Genomic DNA, 14,243 nt, shown 5'->3' with positions numbered 1-14,243 from the left:
GAGGTTATCACAATGGCAGGTAACATTTTAGGCACACAAGTATTTTATGATGCAGATTGCAATCTACAAGCATTAGTAGGTAAAAAAATTACAGTTCTTGGCTACGGTTCCCAAGGTCATGCGCATGCATTGAACTTGAAAGAAAGCGGCATGGACGTACAAATCGGTCTTCGTGAAGGTTCCAAATCCTGGAAAGAAGCGGAAGAAGCTGGTTTCGTAGTAAAAGAAACAGGGGATGCTGTAAAAGGTGCAGACGTTGTGATGATCTTGATTCCAGATGAATTGCAAGCAGAAACTTACGAAAAATCCATCGCTCCTAATCTTAAACAAGGTGCGTACTTGGCATTTGCTCATGGTTTCAACATTCATTTCGGTAAAATTAAACCAGCTGCTGACGTAAACGTATTCATGGTAGCTCCTAAAGGACCTGGTCACTTAGTACGTCGTACATTCCAAGAAGGTTCTGGCGTTCCTTGCTTGTACGCTGTATATGCAGATCCAAGCGGAGACACTAAAGAAGTGGCCTTAGCATGGGCATCTGGTGTAGGCGGTGGCCGTTCCGGTATTTTGGAAACTGACTTCCGTCAAGAAACTGAAACTGACTTATTCGGTGAACAAGCAGTACTTTGCGGTGGTGTATGTGCATTGATGCAAACTGGTTTCGAAGTATTGGTAGAAGCTGGTTACAACCCAGTTAACGCATACTTTGAATGTGTTCATGAAATGAAATTAATCATCGACTTGATCTACGAAGGTGGTTTCGAAACAATGCGTAAATCCATCTCCAACACAGCTGAGTTCGGTGACTATATTACAGGACCAAAAGTAATCCCAGCATCTGCAAAAGAAGCTATGCGTGGTGTATTAAAAGATATCCAAGATGGCAAATTTGCTGATCAATTCCTTGGTGACTATGCAGCAGGCTACCCATACCTTAACGAACAACGTAAACAATCTGCAGCACATCAAGTAGAAGAAGTGGGCGGCGAATTACGTAAATTGATGCCTTGGATCAAAAAGTAAAAAGTAAATAGCCTTCATATAAATCATGAAGTAGTATAAGGAAAGCACGCAACACACTCCTTCACAAACGGTATTTCATAATGTTTGCTCAGGAGCATGTTGCGTGCTTTTTGCTTACAGGATACTTAGAGGAAAAGAAGGCTATTTACTTTTGGGGGCTTTTTGTGACGGAACTTATTCCGCTATGTAGCCTTGTGGCGTTCGTAACTAAATAGGGCAAAGGGAAGAGCACGGTATACCCCTCACAAACGGTATTTCATAATGTTTGTTCGGGGCACACCGTGCTCTTCTTGTGTTTGTATGAGTTAGGTAGTAAGAGAACGCCACAAAGGCCACTACTCGTAATGGCGTTCCTCAGTAAGAGTCATTGACGTGTTGTTAGGCTCATCTCTTCCTATTATGGGAGGAGGTGATTTCTATGAGAAATTTTAGAAAGTTATCTTTATTGATAAAGTTTTTTAAGTTGATTATAGATATTTATCGTTTCTTTCAATAGAAATGAAAAAGCCTAACGTAACAATAAGTATTCGCAGTACTTATACACGTTAGGCCATTTCTCTTTATTCTTCTGAGATGAGCCTAACGCCAGCAGACGTCGATGGCTCTTCTTTTGTTGGTTTAATTATAGCACAGTTAATAGGAATATTACAAATGCCACAAAGGCTACTACGCGTAACGGCGTTCCTTAAGATGATATTCATAATATTGTTAATTCGCATAATGTATATCTAGGTGTATAATGGTGGTATGAGAGTCACTAATGTGAGTTAGGCTTGTCTCTTCCTAATTTAGGAGGAGGTGATACTATGAGAAAGTATGAAAAGTATACTTTATTGCTTTATCTAATTTCTGTAATAGTAAGTATCATTGACCTGTTTAAAGATCTATTTAAATAGATAATGAAAATGCCTAACGTAAAGATAAGTATAACCAGTACTTATACACGTTAGGCATCATCACATTTTGTTGTTTTGAGATGAGCCTAACGCTAACCGCACGTTAATGGCTCTCTTTTTGATACCCCAAGTATAGCATAGTTCAGAGTTAAATACAATTGTCACTTATTTCGCTATGTAGCCTTGTGGCGTTTGTAACTAAATAGAAACAAAGGGAAGAGCACGACATATTCCGACCCGAACTGATACAGTGGTTAGGTTTGCTCCGGAACATGTCGTGCTCTTCTTGCGTTTGTGTAATTTAGGTAAAAAGGAACGCCACAAAGGCTGCTACTCATAACGGCGTTCCTCAGAGTATTTAGTTCATATAAACAGTACGAATAGATTGTGCTATAATTGAAATTGTAAGAGTCATTGATGTGTTGTTAGGCTCATCTCTTCCTAGTTTGGGAGGAGGTGGTTGCTATGACTAAGTATGAAGCAATCTCATTGATTATTTCTATTACTAGTTTAGTAATTCAGCTCATTGATCTAGTAATATAGACAATGAAAAAGCCTAACGTATAAGGTCTTATACACCTTAGCACGTTAGGCCATTTCTTATTTGTAATTCCCAGAGATGAGCCTAACGCTAGCAGACGTTGATGGCTCTTCTTTTATTGACTTAATTATAGCATAGGTTATAGGTACAATACAATCGTCATTTGTTTCGCTATGCAGCCTGTGGCGTTTGTAACTGAATAAGATAAAGGGAAGACCGTAACACACCCCTTCTCAAACTATACAGTGGTTAGGTTTGTTCAGGGGTATGTTACGGTCTTCTTGTATTTGTGTAATTCGAGTAGTAATGGAACGCCACAAAGGCTGCTACGCATAACTGCGTTCCTTAGGAAATTGAAAAATGTAACACACCCCTTCTCAAACTGATACAGTGGTTAGGTTTGTTCAGGAGCATGTTGCGGTCTTTTGCGTTTGTGTGATTTAGGTAGTAGGAACGCCACAAAGGCTACTACTCGTATTGGTGTTCCTTAGGGAAGATAATAATTGTTTTCTCTAGTTATACTATATAAATACACAGTTTTTTGAATGCAATATACAATATATTGTGCAAATTTTAATCGTGTAAATTGATGAAGAAATTTCAGCAAAATAGAAACATAATATCTAAATTCTTCTACAATAATATACACAATAATTCAATTATAAACATTTTGAATAAATAGTGTAAAATTGTTGGATTGGGATGTAACAATCCATATCTGTTGATGCCTAATTTCATTTGGGAATAAAAATGCGAACTATTGCTTAAAATTGATAGTTTATACATAAAATTAAAACTTAAATGAATTAATATGTAATAAATGAATGGTGTATGAAGATAGTGGTAGATAGTAAGAATACTGTTATTCTATAGATTACAGATAAATTGTGAAAGTTTTTTAAATTAGTTATTGATAATGTATACAAATTCATGTATAATTATATCGAAATAATTTGAACTAGATTTACACAACAGATTATTTGCTAGGTCGTGGCTAACAAGTATATGTAGAGTGTATGGTTCGTGTATAAATATTGCTTTCCACGAAAGAACCTTTAGGAAACTGAAGGTTTATTTTGATAGTAGAAGAATACTGGGTGAGAGGAATATAAGTTATTCTATAGTAGTCGATATATAGGACTTAGTTTATAAGTAATGTTGTAAAGGAGATTTATATGGGATTAAATCGGATTTATAAAGTAGTTTGGAACAAAACTAAGGGATGCTACGTAGTAGTGTCTGAATTAGCAAAGCGTGTAGGTCGTAATAAGGCGAAAGCGATTGTTATTAGCTCTGCTGCTATGGCTATGGCGGTAAGCCCTGTCTTAACAAGTACAGTTGGTGCAGCTCTGAATCAAGCTGGTACAGGTTCTAATGACGCTGTAGCCCTTGGTGAAGCGGCAAATGCGAATCAGGCACGTGCTGTCGCTATAGGTAAGAGCGCAACGATTACTAATGGTCAAGATACCATTGCGATTGGTACTGAGACTAAGGTACAAGGTAACACTAGTATTGTTATTGGTAAAAATGCTAAAACCACAAATAATGCAGAAGGTACTGTGGTTATCGGCCGTGATGCATTCAGTGAAGGATCTGGTAATGGGGGGCGCCCTAACACAGTGGTTGGTCGTGGTGCCTACACAGGATTTGGTGAAAATGGGACGTATCGTTTGAATGCGGCTACAGCATTTGGTTTCCAAGCAGGTGCGGGTCTTCGTACAGATCCTAGCAATGGTAATAAATTAGTTAATAATGAAACCAATGCGGATAATAATGCAAATGTACTTGTAAAAGCTGGTTATGGTCTAGATGAGAAGGCTCCTGCAGATACGAAAACAGCATTACAAGGGGGCAATGTCGATAATGGTTTAACATTTTATCGTAAAAATCATATCAATGAAGCGACTGCCCTAGGTGCAGAGGCTCGTGCCATCGGTGACCAATCTATTGCTATCGGTGGACAAGTGGTTGCTGGTGACGGTGTTGTTGCCTTAGGTGGTAATGATACAGATCAATTGCGTAATAATAAATACCAAGTGGTAACAAATGATGCGGTGAACAGAACGAATGTAAATACCATTGATGACTATAATTTAGCCTATACTGAAAGCACTGCAACAGTAGCGGGACAATATAAAAAACTAGTAGGCCGTGATATGCCAACTGGATATAGATCTACGTATGGTCAATCTGGTTCCGTAGTTATCGGTATGGAAGCCCATTCCACTACAGCTTTGGGTACAGCTATCGGTACTAACTCCGTAGTTCGTATGGGTGCTTTCGGTGCTACAGCTATCGGTGCTGGTTCTACAGTGCAACCAAATGCAGAAGCTGCGGTAGCCATTGGTATGGCTTCCGTAGCGAATGGTGCCTATGCGTTAGCAGGTGGTACAGCATCTTGGGCAGATTATGGTGATATTGCCTTAGGTTACCAAGCAAAAGCTACTGGTAAAGATGGCGCTATTGCTATGGGTCGTGCTACAAATGCACAAGGTGATTCCTCCATCATGATCGGTGGTGCAAATATCGCCTCTGCAGCGGCTCAAACGACAAACTTCCAGAAAGATAATGGACAGGTTGAGAAAAAAACTGTCACTGAAAAAATCAATGGTAAAGATGTAAAACGGGAATATACTTTTGCTGGTACGACTCCAAGTACAGGAACGGTAGCTGAGGCGTATAAAGTATTGACTGGTCTTACTATGGATACGAGTGCGCTTAACTTCGCGGATAATAAATATAAAAATGGTCACGCCTCCACATCCTTAGGTGTACATGCATTATCTAGAGGTGATTTAGGTACAGCTATTGGTGCTGGTTCTCGTTCTGATGCAATTGGCTCTGTAGCCTTAGGTGTAGGTGCTCATGCTACACGTCAAAATGCGGTGGCTATTGGTACTGGTTCTACTACTGATTTAGTAGGCACACGTCAATTAAGTGTAAGCTACGATAAAGAAGGCAATATTGTTGACGATAACTCACCAAATAAGGCGTATACGTTCAACTGGGCTGGTGGTACCAATACAGCTGAAGGTGACGTAGTATCCTTTGGTAGTTCTGGGGCAGAACGTCAATTGAAAAACGTAGCAGCTGGTCGTGTAGCAGATGATTCTACAGATGCTATCAATGGTTCTCAGTTAAACTCTATTTCTAAAAAATTAGCTACAGGTTGGAACATTGCTGGTGATTCTAAAACTAAAGTGGTTGGTATTGGTACAGAAGACCAAGTAAACTTTGTAAATGGTAATGGTACTACTGTGACTGTTACGAAACAAGAAGAAGTAAAAAATGGTACTACTGTAACCACAGCTAAAGGTGCGAATGTAAAATTCGATGTTAAAGCTGCAGATGGATCTATTACATCAGATGCAAATGGTATTTCTGTGAATACAGATGGTGATACAATTGGCAAAACAACAGATGGCAAACTAAAAGCTAATACTGGTACTATTAATACTGGTAATGATGGAAAAGCAGCTCCTAATACAGGAGATGGAAATAAATTAGCCACTGTAGATACAGTGGTAAATGCTGTGAATAATGCTGCTTGGAAAGCAACTGCTGGAAGCGTTGATTCTGGTACAGAAACAGGTAAATCAGAAGAAAAAATTAAAGCTGGCGATTTAGTTACTTTCAAAGCTGGTGACAACCTTGCTATTAAACAAGATGGTAAAAACTTTATCTATTCCTTACAACCTGAATTGAAAGGTTTAACGAGTGCTGGTTTCAAAAATGCGGCTGGTGATACCACTGTGATCAATGGCAATGGCATGACAATCACGCCAAAAGATGCGTCAGCAAAGCCAGTATCTTTAACAAAAGATGGCTTAGATAATGGTGGCAAAACAATTAAAAATGTTACATCTGGTTTGACAAATTATGATCCTGGAACACCAAAAGCAGGTCTTGTAGATTTAAGTAAACCAGCTACAGGTACTCCAGTTCCTGATACTACAGCAGCTACTGTAGGTGATTTACGTAATATGGGTTGGGTTGTATCTTCTGACAAAACAACAGGTGAATTAACAAAAGCCTACACAGACCAAGTAAAAAATGCTGACGAAGTAAAATTCGTAGGAGAGGGTGGCGTTACTGTATCTGGTAAAACAGAAAATGGTGTTCGTACTATTACTGTGAAAGCAGAGGCTCAAGAAATGCCTGAGCAACCTGTAAGTTATACAACTGCAGATGGTACGAAAGTATATCCAGTAAAAGATGCAAATGGCAATGTGACTTACCATACAACTCCAGATGGAAAAGGTGCTGAAATCCCTAAAGAGAATGTGATTGCTTCTATCAATGGTCCAGAAGGTACTAAGACACCAACTACATTATCTAATGTAGCAGGTAACTTAGATGGTGCTAAAAAAGATACACAAGCGCCAACTACTAACCATGCTCCTGTTAATACAACAGATAAAGCAGCTCCTAATTATGTAAATCCTAACAATGCAGCTACTGTAGGAGACGTATTAAATGCAGGTTGGAATTTACAAAATAATGGTACTGCAAAAGATTTTGTAAAACCATATGACACTGTAAACTTCGTAAATGGTGCTAATACAACAGCTGTAGTAACTACGTCTACAGATGGCACAACAAGCAATGTTACATACAATGTAACAGGATTACCTGTAACATATACAGATGCAGAAGGTAACCCAGTAGCAAAAGTAGGCGACAAGTATTACAAAGTAAATAATCAAGGTCAACCAGTAGATGCTGATGGTAATCCAAGTACTAAAGTGAATGACAAAGGTCAACCATTAGATGCACAAGGCAATGTAATTGACCCTGTTGATACAACAAAACCGTTAAAAACAGCTTTAGTAAATCCAACTCCAGCAGGAGATAAAACAAATACGACAGATCCAACAGCATTAAATAATGTAACATCTGGTTTGAATAAATATGGTGATACAGTTGATGGTACACAAGTACCAGGATCTACACCTGCGAATAATGGATTAGTAGATTTATCTAAACCAGCAGATGGTAGTGAGCCAAAAGTTAGCGATAACACAGCGGCTACTGTAGGTGATTTACGTAATATGGGTTGGATTGTATCTTCTGATAAAACAACTGGTAGTCTAGATACACCTTATACAGCTACAGTGAAAAATGCTAACGAAGTGAAATTCGTAGGTGAAGGTACAGCCACAGTATCTGGTAAAACAGATGATAAAGGTGTACGTACTATCACTGTAAAAGTGGACGATCAAGCAGCTGCAAATAATGCGGTATCTCCTGTAGTATACACAGATGAAAATGGCGATCGTGTATATCCTACTGGTGAAAAAGATCCACAAGGTAACCCAATCTTCAAGAAAAATCCAAATGGTACTGGCGATACTGTAACTGGTCCAGTGAAAACAAGCATTAACGGACCAAAAGGTACAAAAACTCCAGCTACGTTGGACAATGTGAAACATAACTTACCAACTGTAAATGATACTGATAAAAATGCATCTGATGTAGATGGTAATCCAATCGATGGTAAAAACAATACAGCAGCTCCTATTACAGCAGCAGATGCAGCTGATTTATTGAACCCAACAAAAGATGGACAACCAAACCCTAAATTTGCTGGTAACAATGCAGCTACAGTATCTGATGTATTGAATGCAGGTTGGAACTTACAAAACAATGGCGAAGCTCGTGATTTTGTAAAACCATATGATACTGTAAACTTCGTGAATGGTGCTAATACAACAGCAGTAGTAACAACTAATGAAGATGGTACAACAAGCAATGTAACGTACAATGTAACAGGATTACCTGTGACGTTCACAGATAAAGATGGTAAACCAGTATCTAAAATTGGTGATAAATACTATCCAGTGAATGAAAAAGGTCAACCGGTTACTCCAGATGGTAAACCAGCTGTAAAAACTAATGAAGAAGGTAAACCAGTTACAGCAGATGGTACTGTTATTGAACCAATCGATACAAAAGCAAATCCATTACAATCCAATTTGGTGAATCCTAATGTAGAAAATACAAAAGAAAAACCAAATAATCAAACTACAAGTCCAACACAATTGGGTAATGTAGCGAATGGTGCTAACACATTTGATCCAGTAGATGGCAAAAAATTAGGTAATGACGGTAAATGGTATAATGCAGCGGACGTACTTCCAAATGGTCAACCAAAAGAGAATGTACAACCAGTAGCGAAGCCAGAAAACGTTGGTAAAGCAGGTTTGATTGACTTCAGCAACTCTAACCCTAATAATGCAGCTACTGTAGGTGATTTACAAAACTTAGGTTGGATTGTATCTGCAGAAGGTAACAACTATTCTGATCAAGTACGTAATGCTAACGAAGTGAAATTCGTAGGTGAAGGTACAGCTACAGTTACTGGTAAAACAGATGAGAATGGTGTACGTACTATCACTGTAAAAGTAGATGACCAAGTGTCTACAAATAATGCACAAACACCTGTAGTCTACACAGATAAAGATGGTAAGAAAGTATATCCAATTAAAGGTGATGACGGTACTGTAACATATCACACAACTCCAAATGGAAAAGGCGATAATGATGAAGTTGTACCAAATAATAATGTTGTTACATCTATCAATGGTCCTGAAGGTACAACAAGTCCAACAGAATTGAAAAATGTGAAAAACAACATTCCAGCAGTGAATGATGCTGATAAAAAAGTAACAAACCCTGATGGTACAGAAAAAGGAACTGCAGGAGATGTAAACAATATCAACAAAGCTCCATTGACAGCAGAAGAAGCTGCGGACTTGTTGAAACCAACTACAAAAGATGGAAAACCAAACCCTAACTTTGCTGGTAACAATGCAGCTACAGTATCTGACGTATTAAATGCTGGCTGGAACTTACAAAATAATGGCGAAGCTCGTGATTTTGTGAAACCATTTGATACTGTAAACTTTGTAGATGGTGCGAATACAACAGCAGTTGTAACAACTAATACAGATGGTACAACAAGCAATGTTACATACAATGTAACAGGATTGCCTGTAACGTTCACAGATAAAGATGGTAAACCAGTATCCAAAATTGGTGATAAATACTATCCAGTAAATGAAAAAGGTCAACCTATTACTCCAGATGGTAAACCAGCTGTAAAAACTAATGCAGAAGGTAAACCAGTTACAGAAGATGGTACTGTTATTGAACCAATCGATACAGCAAAAGATCCATTGAAATCTAACATGGTTAACCCGAATGTTGCTAATACAGCAGATGCACCAAATAATCAAACTACGACTCCAACACAATTGGGTAATGTGAAAAGTAATTTACCAACTGTAAATGATGCTGATAAAAAAGCATACGATGTAAATGGTGCTCCAATTGACGGTAAAAACAATACAGCAGCTCCTATTACAGCAGCAGATGCAGCTGACTTATTGAACCCAACAAAAGATGGAAAGCCAAATCCTAAATTTGCTGGTAACAATGCAGCTACAGTATCTGATGTATTGAATGCAGGTTGGAACTTACAAAACAACGGTACTGCGAAAGACTTTGTAAAACCATATGACACTGTAAACTTTGTGGATGGTGCTAATACAACAGCAGTAGTAACTACTAATGAAGATGGCACAACAAGCAATGTTACCTACAATGTAACAGGATTGCCTGTGACGTTTACAGATAAAGATGGTAAACCAGTATCTAAAATTGGTGATAAATACTATCCAGTGAATGAAAAAGGTCAACCGGTTACTCCAGATGGCAAACCAGCTGTAAAAACTAATGCAGAAGGTAAACCAGTTACAGAAGATGGTACTGTTATTGAACCAATCGATACAAAAGCAAATCCATTACAAACTAATTTAGTGAATCCAAATGTTGCTAACTCTAAGGAAGCACCAAATAACCAAACGACAAGTCCAACACAATTGGGTAATGTAGCGAACGGTGCTAACACATTTGCTCCAGTAGATGGCAAAAAAATGGCTAATGATGGTAAATGGTATCCAGCGGATCAAGTAGAGCCTAATGGTCAACCTAAAACAGGGGCAGCACCAGTAGACGTACCAGCTAACATTGGTAAAGCAGGTTTGATTGACTTCAGTAACTCTAACCCTAATAATGCAGCTACGGTAGGTGATTTACAAAACTTAGGTTGGATTGTATCTGCAGAAGGTAATAACTACTCTGATCAAGTGCGTAATGCTAACGAAGTGAAATTCGTAGGTGAAGGTACAGCGAGTGTTACTGGTAAAACAGATGAGAACGGTGTACGTACTATCACTGTAAAAGTAGATGACCAAGTATCTACGAATAATGCACAAACACCTGTGAACTATACTAATAAAGATGGTAAAAAAGTATATCCAGTAAAAGATGAAAATGGCAATGTAACTTACCATACAACTCCGGATGGAAAAGGTGCAGGAGATGAAACAGTACCAGCAGGTGATGTGAATACATCTCTAAATGGTCCTGAAGGTACAACCACTCCAACAACATTGAATAATGTGAAAAACAATATCCCAGCAGTGAATGATGCTGATAAAAAAGTTACAAACCCTGATGGTACAGAAAAAGGAACTGCAGGAGATGTAAACAATATCAACAAAGCTCCATTGACAGCAACGGAAGCAGCTGACTTATTGAAACCAACAAAAGATGGAAAACCTAACCCTAACTTTGCTGGTAACAATGCAGCTACAGTATCTGATGTATTAAATGCTGGTTGGAATTTACAAAATAATGGGGAAGCTCGTGATTTTGTGAAACCATTTGATACTGTAAACTTTGTAAACGGTGGCAATACAACTGCAGTGGTAACTACAGCAGCAGATGGCACAACAAGCGATGTGACTTTCAATGTAACAGGGTTACCAATTACATATACAACAGCAGATGGTAAACCAGTATCTAAAGTGGGCGATAAATATTATCCAGTAAATGAAAAAGGTCAACCAATTGGTCCAGATGGTAAACCAGCTGTTAAAACAGCTCCAAATGGTGACTTATTAGATAAAGATGGAAATGTAATTAAACCAATTGATACAGCAAAAGATCCATTGAAATCTAATATGGTTAACCCGAATGTTGCTAATACAGCAGATGCACCAAATAATCAAACTACGACTCCAACTCAATTAGGTAATGTAGCGAATGGTGCGGAAACATTCAAACCTGCTGATGATGTAAAATTAGCGAATGATGGTAAATGGTATCCAGCAGATCAAGTAGAGCCTAATGGTAAACCGAAAAAGGATGCTACACCTGTTGCTAGCCCATTGGTAGCAAAAAATAAAGCTGGTGATGTTCTTGAAAAAGGTAATGATGGTAACTGGTATAAAGCTAGTGATTTAGAAAAAGGTGAACCTAAGCCTAATGCAGAGGAACAATTCCCAGAGGAAAAACCAGAAAATGCTGATAAAGCAGGATTGATTAACTTTGAAAACTCTAACCCTAACAACGCAGCTACTGTGGGAGATTTACAAAACATGGGCTTTGTTGTATCTGCCAAAGATAATGGCTATACAGAGCAAATGCGTAATGCCAATAAAGTAGAGTTCAAAGGTGATAATGGTGTACAAGTAACTGGTAAAACATTAGCTGATGGTACTCGTGAAATTACTGTAGCTTTAAAAGAAGGCCGTGTAACAAATAATGTGATCATTACTGATGCAGATGGTAAAGAAGTTAAGGCTGTACGTGGTGAAGATGGTAAAATCTATAAAAAAGACCCTAAAACTGGTAAAGCCATGAAAGAAGAGTTTCCAATAAAACCAACAGACACAGTAAGAAACGATGGTGATGGGTATGTAACAGGTAACTCTGTAGCTACAGCTATCCAAAAATCTGGTTGGAATATTGGTATTGGCTCCACAGATAAAGCTTTCAGTGAAGAGGCTAAAACATATGAAAGAGTTAACCCTAAGGATAACGTAAAATATGTGAATGGTGCGAATACAACAGTATCTATGGTAGTGGATGCAGCGGAAGATAAAGATGGTGCTACAGTAACAACTACGTATGTAAAAGTAGATGTAAACCGTGACCTTCATATCGACAGTGTAACAACTGGTGGTCCTGCAAAAGATAAAGCTGGTAACCCATTGAAACAAATCAATGGTGAATACTATCCAGAAAATGCATTGGTAAATGATGGAAAAGTATACCCAGCAGGTACAGTGATAATCGATGGTAAACCATATCCAGCAGGCTCTGCTAAAGATCGTCAAACAAATACTGTTGTAAAAGATGGTAAACCAGCTCCAGTAGCACAACCATTAACAGCGACTCCAAAAGATCAGTTAGCAGATGGTAAAGATGGTGCTATGACTGTGAAGGACGCTAAAGGTAACGATGGCGTATCTGCAACAGCTAAAGATGGTAAAGGTACTTTAACATTGAAAGATGCTAGCAAAGATGGTAAAGATGCTTCTCAAGTAGATATTTCTACAGCAAAAGCACCTGCTGATTTGGAAAATACACCAAAAGATGCAGTTCGTGCTAATGATGGTAACTGGTATGCACCGGCAGATGTTACAGTAGAAGTAAAAGATGGAAAAACTGTAGTAACTCCAAAAGCAGGTAAAACTCCGATTCCAAATGCACCAACTATGGATCGTATCCAATACACAGGTACAGATGGTAAACCTCGTAATGTAGCTACTATGGATGATGGCCTTCGTTTTGTAGGTGATGATGGGGAAACTATCAGTAAACCGTTGAATTCTACTATGGAATTTACAGGTGGTAACCGTGAAAATGGTAAGCCAGTGGCGAAAGCAGATACAACAACAGGCAATATTGGCGTATTTCATGACAATGGTAAATTATCTATTCAATTAGCAAAAGATTTAGAGAAAATGAGTTCTGCTAATTTTGAGAACCCAGATGGAACTTCTACTAAGATTACTGGTAATGGCTTATCCATCACTCCTGAAACAGCTAAATTGAAAGATCCAAAAACTGGAAAACCAATCCTTGATAAAGATGGTAATCCAAAAGTAGATGCTACAAAAGTAGTATCCTTCGGAGCTCCAACTGCTGTGACTGATCCAAAAACTGGAAAACCTATGGTAGATCCAGCGACTGGAAAACCAGTGATGAAATCCGGTATTTCTGCTGGCGGCCAAGTGATGTCTAATGTAGCGCCAGGTGTGGCAGATACAGATGCAGTTAACGTATCTCAATTAAAAGGTGTAGCCAATAACATCAATATGCGTATGAACCGTATGGGTGCGCAAGCTGCAGCTATGGGTGCATTACGTCACTTACAATATGATCCATTAGAGCCAACAACAATTATGGCTGGCGTGGGTGCATATAAAGGTGAAGCTGCCTTAGCATTAGGTATTGCACATTACAAAAATGAGTCTACTTTATTCCATGCAGGAGCATCTATCGGTAGCCGTGGTGATGAATTAATGGCGAACGCAGGTGTAAGCTGGAAATTTGGATCCCGTGCAGATGAAACGGCAGTAAAAGACACATTCCGTCAAGGTCCTATCAGTTCTTCCTATACTTTACAAGATAAAGTATCAGCCTTAGAAGCACAAAACCAAGTGCAAAAAGATGAAATTAATAACTTAAAAGCACAATTAGCGGAAGTGCTTCAATATGTTAAGAAAGGCTAATCTTTCTTACAGAGGTATATTTCTTAGAAGAATGATATAGAAATCTGTGACTAAGATAAAAGGGCTGCAATGGATATGTAATGACATATTGTATTGCAGCTCTTTATCGATTTTGCATAATTAACGTAATTTATTGATAAAATATTAGTGTATATCGAAAATTATAGTATACAAAAGATATTGATATGGTGTATA

General features: G+C 38.4%; 2 protein-coding genes. Both read left to right on the top strand.

The window, feature by feature from the left end; all coding sequences use genetic code 11:
* The first annotated feature begins 12 nt into the window (after positions 1 to 12).
* A complete protein-coding gene (gene ilvC, locus EO113_RS05845; RefSeq protein ID WP_127135787.1) occupies positions 13 to 1,023 on the top strand; it encodes a ketol-acid reductoisomerase in 1,011 nt (336 codons plus the stop codon).
* A 2,612-nt stretch (positions 1,024 to 3,635) separates the two neighbouring features.
* Positions 3,636 to 14,048, top strand: a complete 10,413-nt coding sequence (locus tag EO113_RS05840) for an ESPR-type extended signal peptide-containing protein (RefSeq protein ID WP_127135786.1) — start codon at positions 3,636 to 3,638, stop codon at positions 14,046 to 14,048.
* Positions 14,049 to 14,243: the final 195 nt, after the last annotated feature.

The sequence above is a fragment of the Veillonella sp. 3913 genome, assembly GCF_003992235.1.
In the GTDB taxonomy this organism is placed as follows: domain Bacteria; phylum Bacillota; class Negativicutes; order Veillonellales; family Veillonellaceae; genus F0422.
The sequence above is the reverse complement of the archived record's forward strand: the minus strand, read 5'-3'. Positions and strand labels throughout refer to the sequence as shown.

Coding starts and splice junctions, on each gene's coding strand:
- ilvC (WP_127135787.1), top strand. CDS start 13: ATGGCAGGTAACATTTTAGGCACACAAGTATTTTATGATGCAGATTGC.
- EO113_RS05840 (WP_127135786.1), top strand. CDS start 3,636: ATGGGATTAAATCGGATTTATAAAGTAGTTTGGAACAAAACTAAGGGA.